General features: G+C 56.7%; 43 protein-coding genes. 27 read left to right on the top strand and 16 right to left on the bottom strand.

Annotation, left to right across the window (positions count from 1 at the left end):
• The first annotated feature begins 396 nt into the window (after nt 1-396).
• From FZZ88_RS09620 to FZZ88_RS09630, 3 genes are all read left to right on the top strand, one after another.
• Nucleotides 397-693, top strand: a complete 297-nt coding sequence (locus FZZ88_RS09620; protein ID WP_370520002.1) for a DUF2973 domain-containing protein — start codon at nt 397-399, stop codon at nt 691-693.
• A gap of 92 nt (nt 694-785) precedes the next feature.
• A complete protein-coding gene (locus FZZ88_RS09625; protein WP_230332869.1) occupies nt 786-923 on the top strand; it encodes a hypothetical protein in 138 nt (45 codons plus the stop codon).
• Complete coding sequence (locus FZZ88_RS09630) at nt 920-1,063, top strand: hypothetical protein (RefSeq protein WP_166016975.1); 144 nt, start codon at nt 920-922, stop codon at nt 1,061-1,063. Before FZZ88_RS09625 ends, FZZ88_RS09630 begins: the two co-directional genes overlap by 4 nt.
• Nucleotides 1,064-2,059: 996 nt before the next feature.
• On the opposite strand, the gene FZZ88_RS09635 is transcribed toward FZZ88_RS09630, so the two are convergent.
• On the bottom strand, nt 2,060-2,218 hold the full coding sequence (locus FZZ88_RS09635; RefSeq protein ID WP_166016976.1) for a hypothetical protein: 159 nt from the start codon (nt 2,216-2,218) through the stop codon (nt 2,060-2,062).
• Nucleotides 2,219-2,838: 620 nt separating this feature from the next.
• On the opposite strand from FZZ88_RS09635, the gene FZZ88_RS09640 reads away from it, so the two are divergent.
• Nucleotides 2,839-3,039, top strand: a complete 201-nt coding sequence (locus FZZ88_RS09640) for a hypothetical protein (RefSeq protein WP_166016977.1) — start codon at nt 2,839-2,841, stop codon at nt 3,037-3,039.
• Nucleotides 3,040-3,041: 2 nt separating this feature from the next.
• Here FZZ88_RS09640 and FZZ88_RS09645 read toward each other — a convergent pair whose 3' ends face one another.
• Nucleotides 3,042-3,308, bottom strand: coding sequence for a hypothetical protein (locus FZZ88_RS09645; RefSeq protein WP_230332870.1), 267 nt, complete (start codon nt 3,306-3,308; stop codon nt 3,042-3,044).
• 216 nt (nt 3,309-3,524) lie between these two features.
• Between FZZ88_RS09645 and FZZ88_RS09650 the strand changes: the two genes are divergently transcribed.
• From FZZ88_RS09650 to FZZ88_RS09665, 4 genes are all read left to right on the top strand, one after another.
• Entirely contained in the window at nt 3,525-3,905 is a 381-nt protein-coding gene (locus FZZ88_RS09650) for a hypothetical protein (RefSeq protein ID WP_226423662.1), read from the top strand.
• On the top strand, nt 3,905-4,453 hold the full coding sequence (locus FZZ88_RS09655) for a DUF1543 domain-containing protein (RefSeq protein WP_166016979.1): 549 nt from the start codon (nt 3,905-3,907) through the stop codon (nt 4,451-4,453). The genes FZZ88_RS09650 and FZZ88_RS09655 overlap by 1 nt, the downstream gene beginning before the upstream one ends.
• A 343-nt stretch (nt 4,454-4,796) precedes the next feature.
• Complete coding sequence (locus FZZ88_RS09660; protein ID WP_166016980.1) at nt 4,797-5,117, top strand: hypothetical protein; 321 nt, start codon at nt 4,797-4,799, stop codon at nt 5,115-5,117.
• 17 nt (nt 5,118-5,134) lie between these two features.
• A complete protein-coding gene (locus FZZ88_RS09665; RefSeq protein WP_166016981.1) occupies nt 5,135-5,389 on the top strand; it encodes a hypothetical protein in 255 nt (84 codons plus the stop codon).
• A 1-nt stretch (nt 5,390) separates the two neighbouring features.
• On the opposite strand, the gene FZZ88_RS09670 is transcribed toward FZZ88_RS09665, so the two are convergent.
• Entirely contained in the window at nt 5,391-5,540 is a 150-nt protein-coding gene (locus FZZ88_RS09670) for a hypothetical protein (protein ID WP_166016982.1), read from the bottom strand.
• A gap of 622 nt (nt 5,541-6,162) precedes the next feature.
• On the opposite strand from FZZ88_RS09670, the gene FZZ88_RS12185 reads away from it, so the two are divergent.
• Nucleotides 6,163-6,285 (top strand): hypothetical protein, encoded by a 123-nt coding sequence (locus tag FZZ88_RS12185; protein ID WP_255453062.1) that lies wholly within the window; start codon nt 6,163-6,165, stop codon nt 6,283-6,285.
• Nucleotides 6,286-6,291: 6 nt separating this feature from the next.
• Here FZZ88_RS12185 and FZZ88_RS12270 read toward each other — a convergent pair whose 3' ends face one another.
• The 6 genes from FZZ88_RS12270 to FZZ88_RS09700 form a co-directional block, all read right to left on the bottom strand.
• Complete coding sequence (locus FZZ88_RS12270; RefSeq protein ID WP_370520003.1) at nt 6,292-6,507, bottom strand: hypothetical protein; 216 nt, start codon at nt 6,505-6,507, stop codon at nt 6,292-6,294.
• A gap of 170 nt (nt 6,508-6,677) precedes the next feature.
• Complete coding sequence (locus FZZ88_RS09680; RefSeq protein WP_166016984.1) at nt 6,678-7,385, bottom strand: triacylglycerol lipase; 708 nt, start codon at nt 7,383-7,385, stop codon at nt 6,678-6,680.
• A 16-nt stretch (nt 7,386-7,401) separates the two neighbouring features.
• Nucleotides 7,402-7,584, bottom strand: coding sequence for a hypothetical protein (locus FZZ88_RS09685; protein WP_115022111.1), 183 nt, complete (start codon nt 7,582-7,584; stop codon nt 7,402-7,404).
• 77 nt (nt 7,585-7,661) lie between these two features.
• Complete coding sequence (locus tag FZZ88_RS09690) at nt 7,662-8,318, bottom strand: methyltransferase domain-containing protein (RefSeq protein ID WP_166016985.1); 657 nt, start codon at nt 8,316-8,318, stop codon at nt 7,662-7,664.
• A gap of 3 nt (nt 8,319-8,321) precedes the next feature.
• A complete protein-coding gene (locus tag FZZ88_RS09695) occupies nt 8,322-8,543 on the bottom strand; it encodes a chlorophyll a/b-binding protein (RefSeq protein ID WP_166016986.1) in 222 nt (73 codons plus the stop codon).
• Nucleotides 8,540-8,953: a hypothetical protein gene (locus FZZ88_RS09700; protein WP_166016987.1), complete on the bottom strand. Its 414-nt coding sequence runs from the start codon at nt 8,951-8,953 to the stop codon at nt 8,540-8,542. The genes FZZ88_RS09695 and FZZ88_RS09700 overlap by 4 nt, the downstream gene beginning before the upstream one ends.
• Before the next feature lie 146 nt (nt 8,954-9,099).
• On the opposite strand from FZZ88_RS09700, the gene FZZ88_RS09705 reads away from it, so the two are divergent.
• Nucleotides 9,100-9,285, top strand: coding sequence for a hypothetical protein (locus FZZ88_RS09705; protein ID WP_114989374.1), 186 nt, complete (start codon nt 9,100-9,102; stop codon nt 9,283-9,285).
• Here FZZ88_RS09705 and FZZ88_RS09710 read toward each other — a convergent pair.
• Nucleotides 9,269-9,460 carry a hypothetical protein gene (locus FZZ88_RS09710; RefSeq protein ID WP_166016988.1) on the bottom strand — a complete coding sequence of 64 codons (192 nt, stop codon included), beginning with the start codon at nt 9,458-9,460 and terminating at the stop codon, nt 9,269-9,271. The genes FZZ88_RS09705 and FZZ88_RS09710 overlap by 17 nt on opposite strands.
• A gap of 50 nt (nt 9,461-9,510) precedes the next feature.
• On the opposite strand from FZZ88_RS09710, the gene FZZ88_RS09715 reads away from it, so the two are divergent.
• The 5 genes from FZZ88_RS09715 to FZZ88_RS09735 are packed head-to-tail and all read left to right on the top strand — an operon-like array spanning nt 9,511 to nt 11,627.
• The gene (locus tag FZZ88_RS09715; protein WP_226423663.1) at nt 9,511-9,996 is read left to right on the top strand and encodes a hypothetical protein; all 486 of its coding nucleotides are present in this window, start codon (nt 9,511-9,513) and stop codon (nt 9,994-9,996) included.
• The gene (locus FZZ88_RS09720) at nt 9,993-10,424 is read left to right on the top strand and encodes an NUDIX hydrolase (protein ID WP_166016990.1); all 432 of its coding nucleotides are present in this window, start codon (nt 9,993-9,995) and stop codon (nt 10,422-10,424) included. Before FZZ88_RS09715 ends, FZZ88_RS09720 begins: the two co-directional genes overlap by 4 nt.
• Nucleotides 10,414-11,202, top strand: a complete 789-nt coding sequence (locus FZZ88_RS09725; RefSeq protein WP_166016991.1) for an ABC transporter ATP-binding protein — start codon at nt 10,414-10,416, stop codon at nt 11,200-11,202. The genes FZZ88_RS09720 and FZZ88_RS09725 overlap by 11 nt, the downstream gene beginning before the upstream one ends.
• Nucleotides 11,203-11,257: 55 nt before the next feature.
• A complete protein-coding gene (locus FZZ88_RS09730; RefSeq protein ID WP_115021918.1) occupies nt 11,258-11,458 on the top strand; it encodes a hypothetical protein in 201 nt (66 codons plus the stop codon).
• Nucleotides 11,439-11,627, top strand: coding sequence for a hypothetical protein (locus tag FZZ88_RS09735; protein ID WP_226426153.1), 189 nt, complete (start codon nt 11,439-11,441; stop codon nt 11,625-11,627). Before FZZ88_RS09730 ends, FZZ88_RS09735 begins: the two co-directional genes overlap by 20 nt.
• Before the next feature lie 8 nt (nt 11,628-11,635).
• Here FZZ88_RS09735 and FZZ88_RS09740 read toward each other — a convergent pair whose 3' ends face one another.
• On the bottom strand, nt 11,636-12,460 hold the full coding sequence (locus tag FZZ88_RS09740; RefSeq protein WP_166016993.1) for a metal ABC transporter permease: 825 nt from the start codon (nt 12,458-12,460) through the stop codon (nt 11,636-11,638).
• Between the two features lie 32 nt (nt 12,461-12,492).
• On the opposite strand from FZZ88_RS09740, the gene FZZ88_RS09745 reads away from it, so the two are divergent.
• On the top strand, nt 12,493-13,830 hold the full coding sequence (locus FZZ88_RS09745; protein WP_166016994.1) for a 1-acyl-sn-glycerol-3-phosphate acyltransferase: 1,338 nt from the start codon (nt 12,493-12,495) through the stop codon (nt 13,828-13,830).
• Between the two features lie 36 nt (nt 13,831-13,866).
• Here the strand turns inward: FZZ88_RS09745 and FZZ88_RS09750 are convergent, their stop codons facing one another.
• Nucleotides 13,867-14,622 carry a metal ABC transporter ATP-binding protein gene (locus FZZ88_RS09750; RefSeq protein WP_115094097.1) on the bottom strand — a complete coding sequence of 252 codons (756 nt, stop codon included), beginning with the start codon at nt 14,620-14,622 and terminating at the stop codon, nt 13,867-13,869.
• Nucleotides 14,622-15,512, bottom strand: a complete 891-nt coding sequence (locus FZZ88_RS09755; RefSeq protein ID WP_226423691.1) for a metal ABC transporter substrate-binding protein — start codon at nt 15,510-15,512, stop codon at nt 14,622-14,624. Before FZZ88_RS09755 ends, FZZ88_RS09750 begins: the two co-directional genes overlap by 1 nt.
• Before the next feature lie 198 nt (nt 15,513-15,710).
• Here FZZ88_RS09755 and nth point away from each other — a divergent pair, with 198 nt between their 5' ends.
• Nucleotides 15,711-16,364, top strand: coding sequence for an endonuclease III (gene nth / locus FZZ88_RS09760; protein WP_166016996.1), 654 nt, complete (start codon nt 15,711-15,713; stop codon nt 16,362-16,364).
• On the opposite strand, the gene FZZ88_RS09765 is transcribed toward nth, so the two are convergent.
• Nucleotides 16,365-16,649: a 2Fe-2S iron-sulfur cluster-binding protein gene (locus FZZ88_RS09765; protein WP_115021907.1), complete on the bottom strand. Its 285-nt coding sequence runs from the start codon at nt 16,647-16,649 to the stop codon at nt 16,365-16,367.
• Between the two features lie 178 nt (nt 16,650-16,827).
• Here FZZ88_RS09765 and FZZ88_RS09770 point away from each other — a divergent pair, with 178 nt between their 5' ends.
• The 6 genes from FZZ88_RS09770 to FZZ88_RS09795 all read left to right on the top strand — a co-directional run bounded on the left by FZZ88_RS09770 (nt 16,828) and on the right by FZZ88_RS09795 (nt 19,490).
• The gene (locus FZZ88_RS09770) at nt 16,828-17,112 is read left to right on the top strand and encodes a DUF3104 domain-containing protein (protein WP_166016997.1); all 285 of its coding nucleotides are present in this window, start codon (nt 16,828-16,830) and stop codon (nt 17,110-17,112) included.
• Nucleotides 17,113-17,138: 26 nt separating this feature from the next.
• A complete protein-coding gene (locus tag FZZ88_RS09775) occupies nt 17,139-17,399 on the top strand; it encodes a hypothetical protein (protein WP_166016998.1) in 261 nt (86 codons plus the stop codon).
• 222 nt (nt 17,400-17,621) lie between these two features.
• A complete protein-coding gene (locus tag FZZ88_RS09780) occupies nt 17,622-17,822 on the top strand; it encodes a hypothetical protein (protein WP_230332871.1) in 201 nt (66 codons plus the stop codon).
• Between the two features lie 246 nt (nt 17,823-18,068).
• Nucleotides 18,069-18,317, top strand: a complete 249-nt coding sequence (locus FZZ88_RS09785) for a DUF1651 domain-containing protein (RefSeq protein ID WP_166017000.1) — start codon at nt 18,069-18,071, stop codon at nt 18,315-18,317.
• Between the two features lie 676 nt (nt 18,318-18,993).
• Nucleotides 18,994-19,140, top strand: coding sequence for a hypothetical protein (locus FZZ88_RS09790; protein ID WP_166017001.1), 147 nt, complete (start codon nt 18,994-18,996; stop codon nt 19,138-19,140).
• 182 nt (nt 19,141-19,322) lie between these two features.
• Nucleotides 19,323-19,490, top strand: a complete 168-nt coding sequence (locus FZZ88_RS09795) for a DUF4278 domain-containing protein (RefSeq protein WP_166017002.1) — start codon at nt 19,323-19,325, stop codon at nt 19,488-19,490.
• 1,021 nt (nt 19,491-20,511) lie between these two features.
• Here FZZ88_RS09795 and FZZ88_RS09800 read toward each other — a convergent pair.
• Entirely contained in the window at nt 20,512-21,156 is a 645-nt protein-coding gene (locus tag FZZ88_RS09800) for a uridine kinase (protein WP_226423664.1), read from the bottom strand.
• Nucleotides 21,157-21,271: 115 nt separating this feature from the next.
• On the opposite strand from FZZ88_RS09800, the gene FZZ88_RS09805 reads away from it, so the two are divergent.
• From FZZ88_RS09805 to FZZ88_RS09815, 3 genes are all read left to right on the top strand, one after another.
• On the top strand, nt 21,272-21,514 hold the full coding sequence (locus tag FZZ88_RS09805; RefSeq protein WP_206339135.1) for a hypothetical protein: 243 nt from the start codon (nt 21,272-21,274) through the stop codon (nt 21,512-21,514).
• A 63-nt stretch (nt 21,515-21,577) separates the two neighbouring features.
• A complete protein-coding gene (locus FZZ88_RS09810; RefSeq protein ID WP_226423665.1) occupies nt 21,578-22,963 on the top strand; it encodes a serine hydrolase in 1,386 nt (461 codons plus the stop codon).
• Between the two features lie 519 nt (nt 22,964-23,482).
• Nucleotides 23,483-23,770, top strand: coding sequence for a hypothetical protein (locus tag FZZ88_RS09815; protein WP_166017004.1), 288 nt, complete (start codon nt 23,483-23,485; stop codon nt 23,768-23,770).
• Between the two features lie 488 nt (nt 23,771-24,258).
• Here the strand turns inward: FZZ88_RS09815 and FZZ88_RS09820 are convergent, their stop codons facing one another.
• The gene (locus FZZ88_RS09820) at nt 24,259-24,627 is read right to left on the bottom strand and encodes a hypothetical protein (RefSeq protein ID WP_226423666.1); all 369 of its coding nucleotides are present in this window, start codon (nt 24,625-24,627) and stop codon (nt 24,259-24,261) included.
• On the opposite strand from FZZ88_RS09820, the gene FZZ88_RS09825 reads away from it, so the two are divergent.
• On the top strand, nt 24,627-25,013 hold the full coding sequence (locus FZZ88_RS09825; protein WP_166017005.1) for a DCC1-like thiol-disulfide oxidoreductase family protein: 387 nt from the start codon (nt 24,627-24,629) through the stop codon (nt 25,011-25,013). The two genes, FZZ88_RS09820 and FZZ88_RS09825, sit on opposite strands and share 1 nt — an antisense overlap.
• Nucleotides 25,014-25,139 lie beyond the last annotated feature (126 nt).

Raw genomic sequence — 25,139 nt, forward strand, 5'->3', positions numbered from 1 at the left:
CTCCTGTGGCTCTGCAGGCTCCTGCCATCGGTTGATCTGGAATCAACCTGTTCCTTCTGGAACAGACCAAACGATTCAGATCAACTGAATCGGAAAGCCCTCGCCGCAAGGTGGGGGCTTTTTGTTGGGTCTACAGACCCAAGGTTCCGACCTCAACAACAAGAGGCCATCCTTACTTCATCACCTGACTATCCCCATGCAGAGGTATCAGGCTTCTCATATGAGTGAAAGATTCGTTTCACGAGGAGGGGCCGAAAGACCACAAAGCGAGATCTGCATCGGAGGACTCAACAATGAGCAGAAGAGGAATGCATCCCCTGGTAATTGACATGAATCACCTCAACAAAAGAGCTTCCTTAGTGCCGAGGCATAAGAGGAAACAGAGGCCGAAGCTGGATGAATGAGGGGCCGCAGCCAGCGATGGCAGTGGTTAACGTTTCATTACATCTTGACGAGAAAACAGTGTTCGCAGGTCTTTTCCCACTCGCTTACGCAGCTCTCTTGACGTGTCTGCTTCTGCAAGCTTTTCGGATGATGCGCCCGACGTCTGCCTCTCAAGCCAGCGCGTCGAATGACCGAACAGGTCTCAAAACCACACATCCAGAACTTCTCGATGAGAACGGTGAAGTGACTAACGAACAGCTTTGGGCTGTTCGCTTCTCCGATGAAGGTGTGTTTCTGCCTGAGGCTTGAGCATCAAATACTGGATAACCAGTAGGGTCCGCAAACTCACAGGTCAGCCCCACGTGAATCGTCATCCAAATGTGGCCTTTTTTGGAGGCGCCATGATCATCGCGATCATGGTTATTGCTGCTTTTGCCAATGTCTCCAACGCTAATGGCTGCCCTCGCGACAAATCAGTTGAAGCAACTTCCTTAGAAGCTCATAACAAAGCTGATGAGAAGGCAGAGGTCGAAGCGTGACTGACTATTCCGCAGCCATCACTGCTCTCATCGTGGTCACCGTAGTGATCTCTGCAGCGGTCGTCTACGTGCTGGCACAGCCCACCGACCTCCCGAGATACAAAGAGAACGATCCGAGATCTAAGGAGGACGACGGCTAAAGGTCTATCACGTTTTGTTTGAACAGCCCCAGCGCCAGAGACTTCCATATCTCCTACATGGCAGAAGGAAATTAGCTGGGCGCCTGATGCAGGCTTACCCCTGTGCGGAAACCACTGGGGAAGAAGCCCTGCAAGGGTCAGGCCAAGTACGACAGCAATGTCGCCAGCTTCATCCCCGCAAGGATGACTGCGGTCTTACAGCTGAACAATGATTTCGTAAGGGTTCACACGAATGTTCGGCCCATGAGCATCATGTGCCATCGACGAGCTGGACAACAGAAGCTGACTGGAACCATTTTTCACTAGTCGCCAGCTGAAGACATAATCCCGAACCTCATTTGGAGATAGCAAGCAAGCAGATCTGCCTTCACCAAACTGTGTGCCTCAGAGGTTCAGAAGATGTTCTGAGTTGAACGAAGCGATGGTCCCGACATATGGTTTAAGGAGCAGTGCTTCGAATCTGAGTTCAAAGCGTTCACAAACGCCCGAGCTAAATCGCTGGATACTTTCAAGCTCTATCGAGTGGTTTACGAAAGCCCTGACCTTCAGGCGATGTGCGGGGGATTTCAAAAGGGAGAGCGATCCTGGCTGAGGATGACCGACTCGTTGGATAAGTGTTGGTGCTTAAACAGCAGAAATTCCTTGGATTGGACTGATGCATCAAAGGCATTGCTAGAGCAAGGGTCCAGGCAATAGCCGTGTACAACGTCATCAAGCAAGAAGCTCCCGACCGTTGGGTCAAGGAGCTCTACTTCCAAACAGAATTCAAGGCTTACCTGTGTGCCCGCACAAAGTCGAAGGCGCTGATGTGTACCTACATGGTGGTTGACGCGACCACTAACGAAGTGACCTCGATCGTTCGTCACGGCAGCCCCCTAATCGCATAGGAGTCGAACTAAATCGAGCCTCCGCATTTCCGCGAGTTGCTCATAAACATACCCAGTTGCACAAAATTCCAGGGACAACTCAGGGACAAGCCCCTTAGGGGGAGCAGATCTAACGAAAAGAGGCCAAATTTTCTCTTGCAGCTTTCAAGGCGTCCTCGCAGGCAGCACGGTCATCGCTATCGATGTCGCCTTGGCTGCCGTTTAAACGCGACTCCAGAAAAGCGATCTCGTCAATCCAGTAGTCCTTGTCTTTGATCTGTTGATCCATCACTGCCTGAGCAGAAAACTCCAAGGCATCATCGAACAAAAAGAGGAAGGCCGCCCTTCCCGATGGAAAGACGGCCTAACTCGCTCGTTTATGCATTGCAGTCGACCTAATCAGTGAAGCTGTATCCGTGAAGCGAAATGCTTTATCGAAGAACAGTGAACTGAAAGAAGAAGGTCGAAGCGTCTGGCTTGTGGCAACCCTGGGGCCATTTGGACCAGGTGTGAAGCGGGACTCCTACAGGGCACCTAGACGGACGGTGCAGAGGAGTGTCGACTGATCAGACGCACATCAGTGTCGTCACAGACGAGGCGCTCACGTTTGGGTTGAAAAGTTGGAGCAGGGGCCAGAAAGTCAGGCTGCTTCTGCGATTTGCTCAGGTGGAGTGTCGGCCGTCATGGGCTCCTCCGATCTCGATGCACACACTCTCGTCATTCGTGGGGCATCAGGCAATCAGCTGTCGTGCTCATTGCCTTCTGGGGCTATTCCTCCGAATGTGGAGATGGCGTGGCTAGCTCCACATCCCATGACCAGTGCACGCGTGCTCACATTGGATCCCTGGGGTAAGGCAGTGAGAACGAAATGAGGTCCCTAAAGTCCGCCTCAAAACTGGGTCACCAAAGGTGCAAAAGCTCGGGGAGATCAAACTTAAGCAAGTTCCGCAGCTGAACACTGCAAACAGCTCGCCTCTGATCCGGAAGCACAAAGAGGTTCTGAACCTGATGATGAGAACCTTCTCACTCGACACCTACGGCCTGACCTGGGCGCAGTTCTTCAAAGGGTTTCGTTTAGGAGGTTTGGCCGTTTGGCTCCTGATGCGCTGAGATCAGCGGTGCCTTACGGGCCTACCTCCACGTCGAATGGACTCAAGCATGCCTTTCTCTAAGGCCGTCAGTTTTGGTGCAGGCTCATTCAGCGCAGCTTCAGCACGTGACTTGGCTGCTGCAATGAACCTGTCTGTCTTATCTCCAGAGTCAAAAGCCAAGGCTTCGTAGCAGATTTCACTAAAGCTATTGATCTGAATGAGTTGATGCTCAGGACTTAAGAAAAAACCCTGGACAAGGATGATGCGGGTGAGGAAACCCACGAACATTGCGTCATCTCAAGGGTGGGCAGTGATGCCCACCACAAATGGATCATCAGCTCAAGTTCAAATTGTTCTCAGTGCGCAGGAATGCCTAATTCATATTGGATCTGGTGTCGTCGTATCCACAAAGGGATCAGTGATGGGCCAAGGTAATTGCGAAGGCAGTGGTGCCTTCAATGCGTCGTGGAGGCCGGGCTGAGGGCTGGCATGAGGAGCAATCCGATGACTGTTGCGCCACCCACCTGGCTGGCCATCGATTCAGACACCTACAAGCGGCTGCTGAACCGCACAGCGGTGGCAATCACCAAGCGCGCCAAGAAACGTGGAGCGACCTATCAGGTGAAGGAGGCTATTGATGCCATCCATGCAGCCTTTCATCGTTGTGACGGAAGGGATCCCTACGACGGACTGCCCTTAGACGGTGGACATCTCGATGGCAGCCGGTGTCCGACAGTCTGCCCAGGCGACAACGACACCATTCCCCATTTTGTGATCCTGAGCCTCCAGACCAAAGAGGCCAAGGGGGGGATGACTGCCGAGGAGTTCATCGCCCACTGCCGCGCCGTCGTCGCCCACACAGACAAAACATCAACAGCAAAGTGATGAGCACTGGAAAGAAACTGTTCCTGGTGGTCTTGGGGGGACGTTGCAAGGGGTGCCATATCGAGCAGCACGATGTGCGCTGGGTCGTGGGTGAAACCATCGACGCCACGCTGCCGACCCTGCGTCAGGAATGGATAGGTCTCCGCCGTGGCTTGCACATCGACAGCTATCGCTGCATCGACCACGCCGATGGACACCACGTAGAGGTTGTTGAGCAGGCTCAGGATTCATCCAAGGTTGATGAACCGCAGCGGCTGTGGTTCATCAACCTTGGGGCCTATGACCCCACGTCCATGGCGGAACAGCACTCTTTCGGAGTGATCGTGGCTCATTCATCCGCATCAGCAAAAGCGCGGGCACGCCAGCGTTGGCTGATAGGGCAGGAACAGGTGCACAAGGATGATCTTCACAGTGTTCAGATGGACAGTGCACTGGATGATCTCCTGCCGATTCAAGGCAATGGTCAGTGGCATTTGAAACTGACAGCTGATCCAGATATCGAAGAAGCCCAACAACATCCCGACTGGTACGGGTACTGGAAGATATGAACCAATAATCCATCTAAACGACAACAAGAATGAGCCCTGATTCGGCGTTTTGAAGCGTTATGGACGTGGATCGCCTAGTGGCGTGACGGCTGGATTCACAGAACAAAGGAAGTTCAGCTAAAACAAGACGCCCCAGTGAGGATGTGAAGTGCTGATCCTGATCCTCCTCGTGCTGACCGGCTCCTATGCCGGACTGTGGGCTTTGCGTTTTGTTCTTGAACAACCTACGGATACGCAATAAGCACACCTGAGAGAGAAGGAGCATTCAGTCACATTTGACTGAGAAGCTGACAAGGTTGGGCAATCCAGCGGAGATACGGTCGCCTCAGTTAATCGATCGGCCATGTCGCTCACCCAACGTCTCGGCACTGCTGCACTTCTTGTTGCCGTCGCAGCAATTGGCATGGGTCCCGCAACTCAGGCCCATGGCGATCACCACCACCATCACCGCTCACATAAGAAGCAGAAGGCTTACAACAAGGGATACAGGAGGGGCTACAAGAGAGCCATCGAAAACAACTACCGCTCCTACTACCGCACCTATGCCCCCGTCTATGCGCCTGTACCCCAGCGCATCATCGTTTCACCAGCACCGTTGATTGCGCCAATTCATCCTTATCACCCAGGCACTCGCGTCAACGTCGGGCTTGGGTTCAATCTGTAGACAGGTTCAAAACCCCCATGTCTGAGCGAGTCAGCAACGAAGCGAGCGAGGCTTGGCGCGACCATGTGCTGAAGCAGGTCGTGGATTTTCTGGAGACCAATCGCGATTCAATCATCGATCGATTCGAAGCCGACAACACTCATGACCTGAAACGTGAGGACATCGAACAATCCGATCTGCTGGATTTCGATGTCGCGGTCACACTGCATCGCGATAAGTCATCATCATTTGGCCTCGGATTCGGGTTTTTCAAGGCCAACATCATTCGATGAATCAGCCTGCAGGCTTCCAGAGAGCTTCAGGATCTTGGCGCTGCAGCGTTTCCTCAGCAAGCTTGAGATAGTAGAAGTAGCTCTGCCTGTCTTCAGATTCAGCGGCTTTATTCATCAGGTGCAAGTAGCTGAGTCGCTGGTCGCTGTTCATGCATGGTTAACAACAGAGGGCAACATTCTCTGCAAGCAGCATTGATTTCGGTATCGGAGACAACAACTGAAACAATTCCGAGTATCCCTGAAGTACTTTTTTGTTTTTTTCTTTTGAAGATTGCGCAGAGATGCTGCCCCGAGGATGGGATCAACAGGGCTGGAAGTCCTTCGTGACAGGCGGACCACCGCCGGGAGGAACGACACAGTCGGATCCAGTGGGACCTCTGTTTTGCAAAGGCAACGGAGGCCCCTTCATCGTGGGACTGCTGTTTGGATCAGGCGACGCACGATCCAGATCAATCTTGCCCGGCCTGATCATTTGGGACGTGACGCTGTAAGCCAAGCCACCCAACAAACCAAAACCCATCGAAGCCAGGAAAACAACCAGAAGTTGACGCTGACGATTGTTCATCCCACTTCTCCATCCCGTTGAACGTTGGTTGACCTCGAGCTCTGGCCTGAATCTCAGTGAATGACGGAGATTTGACAGATCAAAACAGACGGCCGGATGATCCGCTTGCTGCAGCTTGAACGATCGAAACACAGTCTCTGCTGACTCTGCTCACCCCCTTCCTCGTCTTCGGTGCGTTGTTTGTCGTGCTCCTGCTGGTCTGGGACAGATGACAACCCCTGTTGCGGGACTGTTCTGGACGCCATACGCCGATTGGATCTACACCGTGATCAGCCTGAGTGGTCTCATGCTGATCACCTGGTTGGTTCTCGGCCGAAGCAGTAGCCACTGACCGGCCTCAGGCAGCAAGCAGCTCCATCTCTGGCTCAAGCAACACATCGCGGGCTGTATTGAACCGCGTCATCAGCGCGGGATCCCCCCCTTTGTCTGGGTGGTGTTGAACGGCCAGCAGTTTGTGGGCCCGCTTCACCTGTGAAAGGGTCAAGCGACCGGTCAATGGCAAGGCAAGGCACTGTCGGGCCTGAATGGCTTCGAGACCGGGATCGCGCCCCATTGGGCATTGGTCACGTAGGTGGTTCGACGTTCCTGGCTTGCGCTTCTTGCTTGATTTGCGCTTGGAGGTGCTGGCCTGTCCCCCAAAGCCTTTCGATGCCTGCACAACTTGATCCCCGAAGCACGCCACAATGCCTGATCGCGTGACGCCTCGAAAAGGCCGCGGGGAGCTCAATCACCCAGCTGCGACCACCAATGGTCGATTCGATCCGTAGAGCCATACCAACTCTGACCGAACAAGCCTCCATGGGCCGTATCGGAAAGCTCGATCCAACGGGCATCCCGCAGCAGAGCCGATTGAACCGGAACCAGGCCATCGCCCTCCAAATCCGGGTCGCCCATGATCTGGCGATAGCTACGGGCAGATGTGCGGGTTGAAAAGGTTGATGCATTTGATCCCAGAGGATCAAGCCGACCCGCAACAGCCACGTAATCCACATGATCAGCTTCAGGGCAACCGGGAAACGCACGATCCACACGCGCCCGTAGCGGTGTGGCGCGCATAGCCTGATGGGGACTGCCCAGGGTGATCAGGCGGTTGCACCGGGTTGCGCCGTTGAAGCAGCGTCCCAGAAAGGTCTGATTAACCAAATACGGCCGCAACATCACCCCACCGGAACTGTGACCGATCAAGGTGACGCGCTCGGTCGGAGACTGGCACTGAAGCTCGCGCACACAGAAATCGACACGGTCCAGCAGGCGACACCAGCCGAACCCCCAGCTCGTTGCCAACCAATCCAATCTGGATGCAGGGACGATGCGCACTGGAGCGCCGGTGGCTTGATGAATCCAATCAGCGAGGGGGCGATACGCCTCATCGGTAATCAGAAAACCACCGAGGATGACAACAGGCTGGGAGAGGCAAGACGTGCCGGACAAGATCAGATCGTGCTGATCACTTGATCAACGCACATTGCGGGGCATCGATGAGGTCGTATCCACACCGGATTCGGCTTCCACCAGGTTCAAGAAACGTGCTCAGTTGTTGACCCTCTGCAGAAGCCTCAAGAACAATCTGCTGACCGATCAACACGATCCTGAACCGCCAGGGGAGAAGACCCGGAAGGGTGAAGCTCATGGTGATTGCGGTTCTCGCCTCAAGCTGCCGCAATTCAGGCCAAAGTCCATCACTCAATTCCGAGAAAAGTGAAGGGATTAGTAGAGAGGTTTCTGAGCCACGACAGCGAAAAAGGGATCACCCTTGCCACCGAACAAACCCATCACACCTTCGGCTCGGGTGTCTTCGGCAATTATTTCCGGCTGGGGCCAGCCCTGTGCCATCAGCACATCAGCGATGTAACGCAGGTGATCGCCGTCATCACCATCGGTCCAAACCTGTGGAGCCTTAGTGAAGAACATCCGATTGGAAAACGCGACGATCACCTGACCACGGGGGCGGGTGATCCTCATCAGCTCAGCAGCGATCGGCTCCGGCTGCTGCAGATACTGCCAACCGGCAACGATGAGGGTGGCATCGATCGAATCAGCCTCCACCGGAAGGGTCTGTTCCTGGTTCAGGTTCTGAACCCAGTGCTGATCCAAACGGGGATTGGCGTTCAGTTCATCTCCATTGAGGCCATGGCCAATGACCTTGTCGTAACTGACATCCTCCGGGAGATGGCTCACCCAACTGCTCATCAGATCCAACACCTGGGCGCAGGGGGGAATGCGCTCGCGATAAAGGGTCGTCAGTCGAGCCCGAAAACCGGCATCCAGATGATGAACAAAGCGGGGCTCGCTGTAGAAGATCGCGTCATCCGAGGAATCCAACTTGAACCGTTGGGAGTCCTCAAGAACAGAAACAACCGCCATCGATCAACCCAACTGGAGGTACCAACGCAAAGCAGCACCGAGCTGACCTGAGATTCCCAATCCGGTCAGCTTTTCAAGCACCACCGCAGCAGCGAAACCAAGCATGGCCACACGGCCGTTAAGGCGTTCCACATCGGTCAGAGCGGAACGGTTCCAGGGACGTGCTGTGGTCAGCGACTCGCCGAAGCGCTCAGGTTTCTCATAACGAAAAGCAGGCCGACTCATCGCAATGCGCAAATCCAGCGGACCTTAACCACGGTTCCGTCGCGACCGGGGTAGACATTCCACGCACCGTCGGAATCGCGTTGCTCAAGCTGACCGCTGGCGCAGTTGGCACGCATCGGCAGAACTCGGTGGGTCCACCGGTCTTGTCCTCCACGCTGGATCAACAACCCCGCCTCCACCTCGACAGCACCGTCCACGGCTTGGGGAGAGCGGATGTATTCAGCCGCTTTGAGAGATGGGGTCTCCAGTGCTTCCATGAAGATCCAATCGCTACCGGGCAGCAGGCGGCTCCGACGCGACTGCCAGACCGCCGGTTCCTCCACAGGTCGCCAATCGGCCAGGGCCGGAACGGTCCCCAAGGACAGCAGAGACGCCAGAGCGAGCCTGAACGCCAGAGAGGAAGAGGCCATGGGCAAAACCATGAGGACAGAGGGATCGGAACAACGGGCAAATGCTTCAAACAGCTTTACGAAGCGTTGAAACGCAAACATGAACGAATGGTTATGGAATTCCACATAGCAGGAGTGCCAGCTTGAAGCCGTTGATCGATTCATCCATGGCCAGCATTGCTCAGGGACGGGCTGCTTACACAGTGCGCCACAAGACATCCAACGGAGAAAAGCTGGAATCGTGCTTCTACGCCACCGACGCTTTTGAGGCGCGCCTGCTGGCCATGGAGTTCAACGCTTACATCCGTCAACATCCGAACTGCATTGATTCGATCCTCAGGACGGAGGCTTGAGGGGGGCACGTCGCCGCTCCACCTGAACGAAGACCAGCCAGGCCAGACTGGCAAGACCACCTCCAATCCAATCGCTGCGGAGCAGTTCGACAAGGGCGATGGTGCTGGAGCCGATGCGTAGACCCCGCAGAAGCAGGTCCGTTAGGGGAGGTGTCCGGCGCTTGTCGCGCTCCATGGGTCGACTCCGAAAAGATGGGGAGGTTGCAGAGCCCCATGATCTCAGCCGTGCCTGATAAGCCTTCCGCAGCCCTCCTGGCCCGGGAGCGCCAGATTCGCCATGGAGGTAGCGGCATTCAGATCGAGGCATTACCAGGCTGCTGGATGTTGCAGCAGACCTGGAGTCGCAGCGGCGATGCGCCGGCTCCTGGCACCGCAACACTGCTGCGTTGGCTGCAGGCCAGCCTGATTCTTAAACGCTGCGATCAAGAGCTGACGATCATCAATCAGGTTTGTTTGGCCGGTTTTAAGTTGCAGTTCAGTGGTAGTGCCAATCTGAAAGGTTCAAGGCCACTACTGGTGTTTAGCTTTGCGTCGTTGGAGCTCTCCTGCTCTGGTCTGGTGCTGCATCGGCGAAGCCTGCCGCCACAGCCACCGCAACGTCTGCCCTTCTTTGCGCTGATCGAGCTGAACGAAGAGCAGGGAACATTGACGGCTCGTGGCCGGGGTGGGGGACTGGCTCAGTGGTCGCGCATCAAGCAGGACTCCCCATGAAGCCCGCCGTCGCCCTGGCCATGCTGCAGCGGGAGGGCCGATGGCTGCTCCAGCTGCGTGACGACATCGACACGATCATCTATCCAGGTCACTGGGGGCTGTTTGGCGGACACCTCGAGCCGGGCGAAACAGCCATCGACGCCGTGCATCGGGAACTTCAAGAGGAGATCCACTGGTCACCCAGCGTGGCGCTCGAGCCATGGTTTAGCGATGACAGCGGCAACCGGGTGGCCCATGTGTTCCGCGGCCCCCTCAGCGTGCCGTTGAACAAGCTGCAATTGAAGGAAGGTCAGGAGATGAAGCTGGTCTCCCTAAGCGAACTGCTTAGTGAATCCATTTGGAGTGAGCGGCAGCAGGAGCTGCGGCCCGTCGCTCCACGCTTATCGATCGTGATCGAACGGCTGCTTCAGGAGGGCCATGACCACTGAAACCTGGCTCGATCTCCGCAATATCGAGGCCTGGCTTGGCGGTCGCCCGGTCTTGCACGACCTCAATCTGCAACTGACGCTGCGGCAATCGACAACTGTGCTGGGCCCCAATGGTGCGGGCAAGAGCAGTCTGGTGAAACTGATTGAGCGCAGCCTCTACCCGATCGTTCGACCCGACTCCCATCTGCGTCTGTTCGGCAGTGAAACGGTGAACCTCTGGTCGCTGCGCAGCCGGCTTGGCGTGGTGTCCAGCGAGATGGAGCAGCGGCTTCATCCCAAGACAGCTGTTGATGAAGTAGTGGTGAGCAGTTTCTTAGGTGCCACGCGGCTCGGCCGTGATCAGCGACCAAACCCTGCGCAATGGCAGCAAGCGCGAGATCTGCTCGATCAATTGCAGCTCAATGGCATCCGTGAACGCTGTTACGGAGAACTGTCGGACGGTCAGCGCCGCCGCCTTCTGATCGCTCGAGCACTGGTCCACCAACCGGAGGTGCTTGTGCTGGATGAACCCAGCCGCGCCCTCGATCTACAGGCCTGTCATCAATTGCTGGCGATTCTTCAGGGCTTGATCCAAGGGGGAACCACCGTGGTTCAAGTCACCCACCGGGTGGACACCATCGTTCCAGAGATGCAGCGCGTGCTGTTTCTTGCACGGGGAACCATCGTGGGCGACGGAAGTCCCCGTGAAATGCTGCGGCCGAACGAGCTCAGTGAGCTGTTCAAGACCCCGCTCAGCGTGGTCGAAGCCAATGGGTTTCGCCAGGTCCTTCCCGGATAGCCCCAACAACAGCACCCTGCTCTGCTAGGCATAAGTAGCAGTATCTGTACCCGCCATGGCAACGGCAGAACAGAAAAAGACCATCACCAAAAAACGCCTTCAGGAGCTGCGCAACCAGTGCCGTGACCACTACAACGTGGTGGCTGATGGTGTCCTTCCCGACGGTGCAGATGTGCGCGTCACCATGGGAAGGCTGCAGGAGCTGATCGAACTTCTGGATGGCAAAGCCAAATGGGATGACGCCGAAGCCTCCTGAATCGTCCCGCACGATGCAGGACGATCAGGATTACCGCGAGCCGTGGGACCAGGCTGGTTCCACGGGAGCGACCTCCAGGGAGGGTCCTGCCACCAAGGAGTTTCACTTCCGTGAAGCCGGCGTCCAGCGGTTCAACGACATCTACGACTGGGACGACGACGACCACTGATCAACAGATCAGAGGCGCCGGAGCACCCCCTGTCCAGGGGCCAGAAGGAAGGCAAGAATGAACTGGGCGGTCTGCACCAGAACGATGCAACCGGCGGTGGAACTATCGGTCCAGTAACTGATGAACACCCCCAGAACACTGGAAAGAATGCTGCTGCTCACCGCCAGCAACGTCATCCGATCAAAGCGATCGGTGAGCAAGTAAGCCGTGGCACCTGGGGTCACGAGCATGGCCACCACCAAGATGATCCCAACGGTCTGCAGACCAGCGACAGCGGCCAGGGAAAGAAGCCCCAGCAGCATGTAGTGAAGGAGTCCGGTGTTGATCCCGATGGATCGGGCATGGGTGGGGTCAAAGCAGAAGAGCATGAGATCCCGCCGGAACAGCAGCAAAAACGCCAGAACTAGGGCGGAAATCACAAGGGTCTGGCGCACATCCCCCGCCGAGATGCCCAAAACATTGCCGAACAGGATGTGGGTGAGATCGATATTGCTGCGGGTCTTCGAAATGAGCACCAGACCCAGGGCGAAGAAACCGGTGAAGACAAGGCCGATGACGGTGTCTTCCTTCACCCGCGACTTTTGCTTGACAAAGCCGATGGCAGCAACAGATCCGACACCGAAGACGAACGCCCCCAGTGAAAAGGGAAGGCCAAGGGCGTAGGCGACCACAACGCCAGGAAGGACGGCATGGGAGACGGCATCGCCCATCAGCGCCCATCCCTTCAGAGTCATGAAGCAGGACAGCAGCCCACAAACACCCCCAACCAGGGCACTGATCATTAGCGCCTTGACCATGAAGGCGTGACTAAGGGGTTCCAGCAAGAGGTCCATCGGATCAGTATGGGCGCGCTGCAGCCGGTTCGATGCCCCGCGCCTCCACCCAGAACGCCCGTCCTGCTTTGCGCCGGCTGCCCACCCGCGCCAGCCGGATCGTTCAGGCCGTGGTCAGCCGCCTGCTGCCCCTGCTCTTCCGCGGTCAGGGGCTGGAGATCCGCAACGGCAATGCGGCGAACGGCCTTGCGCGGGCCTTTGCGGCTCAGCAGTCGGGAGCAAGCAATCTGCTGATTGCCTTTCGCCACCCCAGCACCCGTGATCCGGTTGTTCTGGCAGACCTGTTCTGGAACCGTGTTCCAGAAGCAGCACGGCGGCTCAAGTTGCCGTTGGCACGCCCCATTCAGCTGCGGTTCCTCTACGACCGCGGCATTCCGATCTGGGCTGGCCCCGTGATCGGTTGGCTGCTGCAACGCAGTGGCGGCATCGCGATCCATCGCGGCCGGTTGGACCGCCCGGCCCTGTCCCAGGCCCGCGCAGCTCTCGCCCAGGGGCGCTACCCCCTGGTGGTGGCGCCGGAAGGGGCGACGAACAACCTGTCAGGCGAGATGGCGCCCTTGGAACCGGGGGTCGCCCAACTGGCCTTCTGGGCTGCTGAGGATCTGGAGAAAGCAGGCGACGCAAGGCAACTGGAGGTGTTGCCTGTGGGGATTCAGTACAGCTGGAGGAAGCACAACTGGGGGGCCCTCGATGCGCGGTTGAATGCCCTGGAACGCCATCTGGGCATTCCCACCGCCGCCGTCAGCCCAGGGAATCTCGAGATAAACCGACGAGAACGGCTCATCGAGATCGGGATGAATCTGCTCAAAGCCCTTGAGCAACTTGAGCGGCTGAAGCCAGATCCAGAAAAGTCTTTCAGCGAACGAATTGGGGCCTATCGCCTGCATGGCCTGGCCAAAGCCGAAGCCCATTTCGCCTTGCGTGCCGTTGGCAATCTGCAGGAGCGTTGCCGACGGATCGAGCAGGCCGCATGGGATCGGATCTACAGGGAAGGGGTTGATCAGCTGCCGCCCCTTGAGCGAAGTGTGGCGGACTGGGAGGCTCGGGAAGCCGATCTCCAACTCACACGCATGCGACTGGTGGAGCATTTCACCAGCGTGAGTGGTCACTACATCAGCGATCGCTCCGACTTTGACCGCTTTGCTGAAATGTTGCTTCTGGTGGAGGAGGCGATTGGCTGGATCGAAGACAAGCCTTGGAAAGGGCAGCCGAGCCTCGGACCACAGCGCGTGGAACTGCGTCTTGGGCGAGCCTTACCGGTCAGGCCAAGACTGAACGGGTACCTCAGGAACCGACGTGAGTCCATGCAGCTGTTCATGGAGGACCTGGAGCAGGCACTCATCGAGGTCATGCCCGACACTGCTCTCTGAAAGTGCTCACCAGCGACTAAACCGCGAGGTCTTCAATCAGAACGTCTCTTCGGGGGAGCTGTTTCCGGTGAGCAGATCCGGCGGCACTCCCCCGAAGGTCAAGGCGAGGTTCTCAGGAGTGAACACTTCCGAGGTTTCCCCATAGGCGAGGACGGTCTTATTAATCAAAACGACCAGGTCGCAAAAATCACGGACGTGGCCCAGGTCATGGGTGGAGATCAAAATCGTGCGGCCTTCATCCCGGAACTGAAGAAACAGCTGAGCCATCAGCTGCTCGGTTCGAACATCAACCCCATTGAATGGCTCGTCCAGCAGCAGCACATCCGCCCGCTGGGCGATCGCCCGCGCCAGAAACGTGCGCTTGCGCTGTCCACCCGAAAGGGTGCCGAGCGGACGCTCAGCCAGATCGAGCAGATCGACCCGAGTCAGGGCATCCCGTACGGCCACGCGATCCGAGCTGCGGGGAATCCGCAGCAGATTCATCGAGCCGTAACGGCCCATCATCACCACGTCCCAAACCGACACTGGGAACTGGGCATCCACACCCTCACTCTGGGGGACGTAAGCCACCGATTGATGGCGCTGAGCGTCAGCGACACTGCTGCCGTTGATCCGAATCCGGCCACGCGAGGGACGCACAAACCCAGTCAGAGCTTTGAAGAACGTCGATTTCCCCGCACCATTCATCCCCACCAGACCACAGATGCAACCCGCGGGGAGATGCAGGCTGGCGTCGTACAGGGCAACAGTGCCGTTGTAGTCAACACACAGCTGGTCGGCCTCGATACGCATCAGCGGTTGCTCTCGGACAGGTCCAGGCCCTTGCGAATCAGACCCACATTGTGCCGTTGCAGGTCCAACAAAGTGGGCGCGGGCCCGTCCGGGGATGAGAGTGAATCCACATAGAAGGTGCCGCCGAATCGGGCACCTGCAGCAGCAGCCACTTCCCGTTGGGCTTTATCGCTCACGGTGCTTTCACAAAAGATGGTTGGAACCTGTCGTTCTCGCACGGTGTTGATCAACCGTGCCATGCGTTTTGGGGTGATCTGGCTTTCAGCATTCACCGGCCAGAGATACGCCTCCTCAAGCCCGTAGTCAGCGGCCAGATAAGTAAAGGCGCCTTCGCAACTCACCAGCAAACGTTGCTGTGACGGAAGCGCAGCAATCGCCGTCCGCAATTCGTCATCAAGAGCCTGAAGCTTGGCCTTGTAGGCCGCTGCATTGGCGGCGTAGACCTCGGCACCAGCTGGATCGAGTTGCGTAAAAGCCCGCTCCAGATGATCCACATAGAGCATGGCGCGCTGGGGTGACATCCAGGCATGGGGATTGGGTTTCCCCGCATAGGCATCTTCTGCAATGAGCAGAGGATCCATGCCATCCGAGAGTGTGATCGTGGGCACATCCCCTGCTGCGGCCGTAAAGCGCCGAGCCCACAACTCCAGACCGAGTCCGTTCTCCACAATCAGATCGGCCTTGCTGGCTCGCTCGATGTCACTGGGGGTGGGTTGGTAGCCGTGAATTTCAGCGCCAGGCTTGACGATTGAGGCCACCTGCAACCGATCACCAGACACATTCCGGGCGAGATCGGCCAGCACCGTGAAGGTGGTGAGCACCTGGGGCCGCGAATCGGTTGCGCGCTCCTTGTCTCGGTTGCGACAGGACGCAAGCAGAACGCTCACCATGACCAGCAACACCACCGCCGAACGCTTCAGGTCGAACAGCTTCAACGACGACTGACTTGGCTTGCTCAAGAATCGCATTGGCCGGTCCTAAAGCAACTGGTGCAGTGGCCGTAAAACGCTGCAACGAAGCGATGCAATCGCCAAAAGGAACGGTGCCGGCAGGAAACGCGCCAGGATCACAGAACCCACGGTGAACCCTTGCGCAGGCCCGAGCGAGTGGAGGTGATCTTGCAACGCCTCAACGAGCAATACCCGGAAACACCGATTCCCCTGTATCACAGCGATCCCTTCACGCTGCTGATTGCTGTGCTGCTGAGTGCACAGTGCACCGACAAGAAAGTGAATGAGGTCACACCGGCGCTATTTGCCGCGGGCCCCAGCCCCGCAGCCATGGCGGCACTTAAAGAGGAACAGATCCTTGGTTTCATCCGTCAGCTCGGTCTGGCCAAAACCAAGGCCAAAAATGTGCGTCGCCTCGCGCAGATTCTGGTCACGGCCTATGACGGCGATGTCCCCCAGAGTTTTGAGGAGCTTGAGGCATTACCTGGCGTGGGACACAAGACAGCAAGTGTGGTGATGGCCCAAGCCTTTGGCGTTCCTGCTTTCCCCGTCGACACCCACATACACCGGCTGGCCCAGCGATGGGGCTTAAGCGACGGAAGCAACGTTGCGCGTACGGAACAGGATCTCAAACGCCTATTTCCAAAGCAGCACTGGAATCGCCTGCACCTTCAGATCATCTTCTGGGGCCGTGAGTTCTGCACGGCACGGGGCTGCGACGGAACCGTCTGCTCGATGTGCCGTGAGCTCTATCCGAAACGGCGCCGTCCGGTGATCACCCGCAAGCCTTGATCAAGACAGATGCTCTTCGGCGTTGGCCTTGATCACACAATCAGCGGTGGGATAGCTTACACAAAGCAAGGCAAACCCTTGGCCGATCTGGTCATCATCCAGAAAACTCTGATCGGTCTGATCAACCGAGCCACTCACCAGGCGTCCGGCGCAGGTGGAACAGGCTCCGGCACGGCAGGAATAGGGCAGATCGACACCGGCTTCTTCAGCCGCATCGAGGATATAGACGTCATCAGGGCACGAAAAGCTTGTTCCACCCTCGATGCTGATGTTGTAAGAGGCCATGACTCTGAAGGTCCTAAAGGCTTGATAGCTGGATCAGACGATCCGTGCCAAAAAGAAAGCGCCCCAGTTCAATTCGAGACGCTCCACGGCTTGTTGCCTCAACCCAGACGCCAGCACTATCGCGATAGTACAAATAAACTAGTAAAAAACAATGCCTGCTGAGGGCTCAATCTCTTCCATGCGCCACAGCTCCGCAGCCCAGGAGCCAATCTTTCTATCCGTCAGAGCAGGAATGACCGTGATCTGCGGCAGCACCGACTCCGACGACTGGTGGATGGCCGACGTGATTCACGTCGACGGCGGCGCCAGGGATCCAAGGATTCCGACCTTGTTCCAGGTGGCTGACGTGGATTCAGGGGCGATCCGCTGGGTCTGCGCCGACTTGGTCACCCACATCGTTCCGGACAGCCGAGCAAGGCCGAGAGCATCAACGGGATCGAGCCCGTCGCGCGAATTCGCCTAGGGTCTCAACCCCGTCTCAGATGCCTCATGCTGAAAGCCTTGTTCTCACTGGTTTTTGCAGCCGTGATGTGGGTCCAGGTGCCGCAATGGCAACCAGATTGGTCCCAATGCTCTGTCGACACCCCGGACGTGAATTGCCACTGGTACATCACGGCGCCAGACAACACCTTCGGAGAAGGGTTTAGCTGGGAGAACGCACCTTGGTTCAGCGCCGAAGGCTTGCGGGATGTCGGGGAGCTGGACGGCACGATGATGGCCATCCACCAGCAGGAATCTTCGAAAAGCTAGGCAGCAGAGGCCCAAAGCCAGGGAGCACAAACACTCATTCATATTCCGTTACAAAACTCCTACAATCTTCACAGATGCTTTTTGAGCTCTCGTGACTGATTACACGTCCGCCATCGCCGCAGTTGTTGTCGTAACAGCAGTCCTCTCTGCAGCAGTCATTTACGTTCTTGCTCAGCCAACAGACTTGCCAGTCATCAAAAAGTCCCAGTCCCAGGCCTGAAGATGTCCATCGATGCCAGGTGCAAGGAACAGCAACAAACGGCCGATCGGATGTTTATGGACTTCAAATACACCGCACCGGGCTCGAAAGAGCAGGTGCGCGCTTTAACAACCCTGAGCTTCCCGGTCGGGATGTGGGCTGATTTTCTGACGGCTGAAGAAAAAAGAATGGCCAGCGCACTGGCCCTGGAAACAAACCGATGAATTACGGACTAACGGCTTGAACTGAAGGCTGAAAAAGAGAGGGAGATTCGGGCGATGGAACCCGCGCTCGTTCAACATCCCTGAGAGCACCGCGACCACCAACAGTGCCTCATAAAAGTGGTTGCTATGCGCCACTGAGGGGATGAGCTGAGGGGCCTGCCCCCTTTTTGGGCGTCCCACGAGACAGAGGTGCACTTGACAATTGCCTCTCGCAGCGTTTAGTACGTCAGTACTAGCAGTTTGGCAATGGGAGAAGGTTGGTTGATCGACAGCGACGGTCACTGGATCTGGCGCTTCCACCGTGATCAGAAGGCATGGATCAACGAGCCGAAGGTTTTCATCGACAGAGGCCGACGGATGTCGGAGGGCCCACCGCTGCTGAAGGAGCGCCGCCACCTTCGGAAGGCAGAGGCAGAACAGCTCTGGGCGTCGTTGCAGACCCAAGGGTGGAAACGGCTCGGATCGCCGGCCTGGGGCGACGCTGTTGAGCTCTGATTCGATCCCATCAAATCAGAGCGAAAACCACAACCCAGACGCACCAAAGGGAGGTGCCAGGCCCTCCACTCAAAGACAGGAACAGCTTCGAAGCGGATATCAACCTGGGGCCAACCTTGAGGGTGTCCATTGGCGATCCCACTGCATGCTTCCAGTTGGCATGGTTGTTGTGTGAGGAAAAACGCCTCACGGGGTGGAAACAAGGTCACACTCCCGAGAAGCGTTTCGAAACCCCTGCCTTTGGCGGGGGTTTCTTTTTGGCAACGCTGCGCAGTTGAATCAATCGTTCCGCCACATCTGATCCCTGACAAAATTTGTGCATGGATCCGACCTCACCGGAAAAGGAAATCAAGCGCATCGAGAGGGAACTTGATGCGACCAACCCGCCAGGAGGACATCCCCCTGCGAAACCGGGCAAAAGAAATGGTGGTCCACCTGGGAAGCGAGGCAACAAATCACTGGATGCAGTTCTAGTCACAGCTCTGTTGCTGTTCGTCGTCTCAGCAGCATTGGTGCTTGCAGGCCGACTCAGCCCGAAAGAAAGAATGCAACTAACGGCTGGTTCCGTTGGGGCAGCTGTTGGTCTGTTGACTGGATATGGCATCGGGCGACTCAGGCCTTAAAGCGATAAGCCAACAAGGTGGATAGGGTTCGCGGGCTCAAAGCCAGACCCCAGATGAAGCGCTCCCCGAACCTTGCTTTTATCGGTGGCACCATCGTTATCGCCGTGATGGTCATGGCGGCTTTTGCCAACGTCGCCAATGCTGACGGCTGCTCAAGAGACAAGTCTGCAGAGCCCACGCGAGGGCAGATTCACAAATAAGGTCTCCCGAAACTGGAACCCCTGCCCTTGGCGGGGGTTTCTTTTTGCCAGCAGGTATTGACAGCCGCCAAGGAGACACCAATAATTTCTGTAGCAACAGCTACAAACGTTCACCCCGCTCCTGTGGGGCGCAGACACTCCAAGCCACGGAACGGGGACTTGGATTTCTTCGAGGAACATCCATGACTGCACTTCTCTATCGAGGTCACACCTACGCAGGAGCGGCATCAGCTCCGAAGGCCTGCGTGGAACTCACCTACCGCCGCGAGCACTACAACACTTGCCGGCAGGAACTCGTGCACGACAACCACCCCACTCTCACCTACCGAGGCGTTTCTTACACCAAGTAATTCGAAACCTCTTGAGTCCTTGCCCCTGCCTTTGGCAGGGGTTTCTTTTTGCAATTTTGGATGACCGAAGGTGATGCACAACCGAAGCGATTCGACCACAAAAATGGATTGATAGGCCGATCCGCGACGTCCTAGACACGACCATATTTTTCAAGAGAGAACGGACTTGACCCAAGACGAAACTGAGGTCAAATCACAGAACTCGTCGGACATCGCTCTGGCCGACTTTCAGGCCCGCTTCGCGACCTGACTCAGCGATGATGGGGCGAAAGTTCCGAATCTGTAGTGCCGTGGCGAGCACTATTCAGACATCAACAAATTCCCTGCGACTTCTATAGTTTCTGGTAAGGGAAGTGAAGTCACACCCTCGCGGAGCTGCAGAGACCGGAGGCACCACCGACTTCACCCAAACGCCACTGTGTGGAATCAAAGAAACGATCCCGAAGCCACTCCGCATATTCACGGTGTTTGAACATTGCATGGCTTTTATGTGCTGAACGAGGTTCTCAGCATGTATTGCATCGAACGACAAGACAATGACTGTCAATGGAGGCGTGAAATTTGCTTTAAGACTGAGTTCAAGGCTTTTGTCAACGCTCGCACCAAGTCAATGGCGACATTGGGGACATATCGCGTGGTCCATGCGAGTTGGGCCAATCAGGTGGTCGCCGAAGTAAATGGAATGGATTTGGTCAAAAAGAAAGAGAAACAAGAGTGACCACTCTGCAAATCTCCCCCCTGCAAGCCGAAACACCTTGATGCTTCACGGCAATGGGGTGTGCTCTGAATCGAGTGGATCCTTCGCTTCCGGTCAGAGATGCAAGGTGCCGGCCCATCAGGATTAGTGAAATTGCACTTCAGGCCCGAACCATCCTCCCTGAACACCGGGGCTGCGCAGAGCATGAAATGAACAGGGAGGGGGCCGCCGCCCTTCACTTGCATCAGGCAACTTCAAAAAAGAAGTCGATTGAAACTGACCCTGAACATCAGGTGCTCTCTCAGGTTGATGGGTGAACCACGATTAATCAATTCTCTCCAGAACATTCTCCAAACCCTTGTTCATACCTTGAATAATGACGTCGGCACGGCGTTTCAAGGGATAGATGAAGCGCCGCTCACCCGGGAGCATCTCCCGCAACATCTGGCGAATCACATAGAGCGCTGGCCGATGGCGGTCGCGCACATCACGCCAAAGCCGCCTGATCAGCCTCTGCACAACGGGGGCCTCGATGTACACAACAAGCGAGATCGGCACAGCCTCCAAAAGCAGTTGCGGTCCGTAGGAGCCTTCAACAAGAATCAGGTCGTAGGGCTGGTTCAACGGCCTGGAGCCAACCTTTCGGGCGCGCATGTCATAACTGCGCAGGGAATCAAGCTGTCGATAGCGAACAGCGCTCACCTGCAGTCGAAGCTGATCAGCATCAATCGCATCAACAGTGTCGAACCCATAGCGAGAGACGGGGGACCACCCACTGCGGTAGTAGTCATCGCAGGCGATCAGAAGTGGATGACGCCCTCTAGCTCGCAGCTGTTCCGCAAGATGTGCAGCAAAGGTTGTCTTACCAGCCGCGGATGGACCGCAAATGCAAAACAGGGGAACTGCTCCGGACAAACGAAGTCCAAATCCACCACCATCCTGGCAACGAATCCCACGAAGCAACGTCAAAACGGTAGCCGTTGTTACAGAACAGACCTATAGTGAATTCACGTTGAGCCTCTTCGGCAGGCCGCAGTCAGATTCACGCCAGGCAACGGGGGCGTGGACACCGGGCAAGAGAGAGATGAACACACTTCAACTGATCAAGGCACGGACTGTGCGCAATCAGGCCATCGAGACGGCCAGAACACAGATGGCGAAAGCCTTTCGCCATCAGGGCCATATCGACCGGGTGCACACGCCAGTGGGAGTCAAAGCCAAGGTCCTTCGCTATCGCGGCGTGACCTACCAACAGATCGACCAACAGCAACACCCAAGCGGTGGGCGCGAACTGCGCTACCGCGGCGTCAGCTACGACGTGTACTGATGCCAACTTTCCATCCATGATTGAAGCGGGGGAGATCCCCCGCTTTTTTCATGGCCGTTCTGGGTGACGAAAAACCATTGGCGCTATGTGCTGGTCTCCGCTGCGGCAGTGGCCTTCAGCACAGCGGCTGGCCTGGAACCACCCCTGCGGCACCTGATCATCTTTGCGAAAGCAGGAACAAGCTTCAGCGCGAAACAGCTGTGTAGTGGCGTGTTGATGGCTGGGATTGATCCAGATCGGATGCTCAGCGAAGACCTTGCTGCCAGCAAGGGGCTAATTCATACCAAGATCGACCAGGCCGGTGGACGCGTTGAAGCCAGTGCCCTGTTCGGATTGGTTCGCGCTGAAGCGGTTCAAAACGATGGACATGGCTGCAGTCAACGGATCAACGGCAGGCCCATCCCCCAGCCACCAAGCCAAGCAGCCCCTGTCTCAAAGGATCCGAAAGCAACTGGTGAGCCATGGCCTCTCGTTGCCACAGCCAGTCCAGAGCCACCGGCGATCGACAGCAAGGCGCTAAGCAAGGCTCTTAATCGCGCATTTCGCGAAGACGATCCACTCACTCCAAAACGAACCCGAGCTGTGGTGGTGGTGCAGAACGGATGGGTGATCGCTGAGCGCTACGCCAGCGGGATCCCTCCCGAAATGCCCCTGATCGGCTGGTCGATGAGCAAAAGCATCACCCATGCCCTGATCGGACTAGCCATCCGAGAGGGACATCTGGATCTGAAACGCCCACCGACTGTGCCCGAGTGGAGCGACCCGCATGACCCTCGACAAGACATCACCCTGGATCAGCTCCTGAGAATGAACAGCGGGCTGGCCTTTGACGAATCGACGGGATCGCTGAACTCGGATCTGGTGCGGATGCTGACCCAGGAAGCAGACATGGCACAGTTCGCCGCCAGCAAACCCCTGGCGAAGACACCCGGCAGAAAGTGGAGGTATTCATCCGGGACAACAAACATTCTCAGCCGGATCCTGAGACACGCCATCGACGACGATCAGCGTTACTGGAACTTTCCCTCACAACAGTTGTTCCGCCCCCTAGGCATGACGACGGCGGTTCTCGAAACCGACAACAGTGGAACCTTGGTTGGCTCGTCACTGGTCTGGGCTAGCGCACGAGATTGGGCGCGGTTTGGTCAGCTTTACTTGGATGACGGGAACTGGAACGGTCAGCAGCTCTTACCCCAGAACTGGGTCAGGCACGCCCGAACAGCAACACGAGGATCCAAGAAGGGGTACGGAGCGCACTGGTGGCTTAGTCGGCGCAAATCTCGACATGATCTTCCTAATGACAGCTTTTCAGCGGAGGGCTATCAGGGACAACTGCTCCTGATAGCCCCATCTCAGCAAGCTGTCATCGTGCGCTTAGGACAAACGCCTAAAAAGCCAGGGTTTGATGCCAATGACTTTGGAGCTGACGTTCTCTCAGCCCTTCGCTGAGTGGAAACGCCAATGCTCAGTCCTGATCGCCGCCTTTGGGAACGAAAGCTTGTGATGCTGCGACGAGGAGACCGGTGATCAGCAAGGCCGGAAGGATGACAGTGGGACCGCCTTGAGCCGTCTGGGAGGCGAACAACAGCATGGTCTGGCAACAAAAACCAAAGAGCACACTGGCAGAACAGGAGACAAAGAGCTACTCCTGCAAACGTTTGTCGCAGAGACCTTCGTTCAACACATCACAACGGGGAAGAGAAACAGCTCTCCCTGGACGGCATCGCAGCAGCGAACAGAAGTGGAAGACCTTGCACGAGGTTGCGACATCCCTGACGCCGCTGACGGGAACGCCTTGCGCGGACGGATCAAGGAGTGACGCATCCACTCATCAGCGCGAAATGTGGCGTAGGGAGAACTCGCAGACATGAGCAACAGAGCAGTACATCTGTTTTAGTGCGCATGTACTATTGCGTCAACCCTGGGGGCTCTCCGCAACAATCACGACACCATCCGTTCCTCGAAAAAATGTCGCAACAGGATGCCTCCCTCGACAATCGTCTGAGCCGCATCGAAGCGCGGCTTTCCAAAATCGAGGAGGTCCTGTTCAACAAGAGGACAGAAAAAGAACGGGAGACCATCGCCACCTTTCTTGCAGACGCTGATTCCATCACCGATCAACGACAGAAGCAGTGTTACGACGCATGGATCCACTATCTGAACAACAACCCAGAGGCCGTCGAGGCTCACCTCAGCGCCCATGAAACGGCAGCCCTGAAAGCCTCCATCAACGCCCAAGCGCCGAGCGATTCGTAGGGTTATACACAGCTTTTCCACAAGGGCTCTGCAAACAATCCCGACCAGGCCAATGGTTTCGGGAATCGGCGTGGAAAACAGCTCGCAGAGCCTTACGAGCACAGACAGAATTCTCTGATCAGGTCTTGAGAATGCTGTGCTGGCAATCCATTTGCCCGATTTGCAGCGTCAGGAATCCTGGAACCCCATCAATTCGAAGCCAAGCGCTCTGTGCTGTGACCCAAGAGCAGATTCCTCAGCAGATCCAACGAGACGGTGATCAGACTCAAAAATCACCTGTCAAATTGTGGAAAAACCAACACTTTTGTTGTGACTACTGCAGACGGCCAGGAAATGTGCATTTCCGCGTCACCACCTCTCTGCAGACGAGCTGGATCCTGGTGTGCGAAACCTGCTGGCCGCAATTTCGAAATCAGGCTGGTTACCGCTACGGAGGAACACGCAAGTCGAACCGGCGCAAACGCCGACGGGCGTAACTGCGTTCACACTCAGACCGGCTCGCAATGATGGTGAATCACTGTGCCGCGACGTTCAAAAAATTCCGGTTCAGAAGCGTCAACCACACGCCACCACCAACGGCCATCGGTGTAACTGGGTGCTCCAGCATTGTTGGTGCGCGGAAGCTGCAAGACAAGATCCCCCCAGTGCACCAGAACACCGTCCCCGGGAAGGGTTCCCGCAGCGGAATTGGGAATGCCATCCGCCAAACCGGTGACATCAACAGCTCCCCGGGTGATTTCGACGCTGAGCCGATCCCCTTCACACATCCAATCGGCCCACAACGGCTGGGGGGAAACCAACAACCAACAGACCAGAAGCATCGCCAGGCCAAGGCCCTTCGCGACAGAATTCAGCAATGCTGTTAACCCTCATCTACGACGGAGGATGCCCATTCTGTCGGGCATTCGCCTTACGCAGTGAACTCAAGGCTGGCATTCCCAACCTGCGGATTGTTGACGGGCGCGCTGATCACAGCATCCGCCATGAGCTCAACGCCCTCGGGCTGCCTCTCAGGAACGGCGCGGTTCTGATCGAAGGTGAGCATCGTTGGCATGGGAGTGAAGCCATTGCGGAACTCAGCCGTCGCATGGAGCCCAGTGATCCTTTGCTGAGGTTGCTGTCATCGCTGTTCTGCGATGGTCAACGCTCAGCACTGGCCTACCCGGCCCTTTTGGCCGCCAGGCGCATCGCTCTGGCGACAGGCGGGCTGAGCGTTGACCCGGATCAGGAGCCCCATCACTGAATGAATGGGTCAAACAACGGGTATCGCTATCGACAACGCTGAACTACCGTCAAAGGATCGGCTAAAGGTTTTCTTAAGCATCGACTCTGATCCCTTTGTTCCAGACGCGTTAAGCCATCAGCAACT

The sequence above is a fragment of the Synechococcus sp. PH41509 genome (assembly GCF_020514285.1).
Taxonomy (GTDB): domain Bacteria; phylum Cyanobacteriota; class Cyanobacteriia; order PCC-6307; family Cyanobiaceae; genus Parasynechococcus.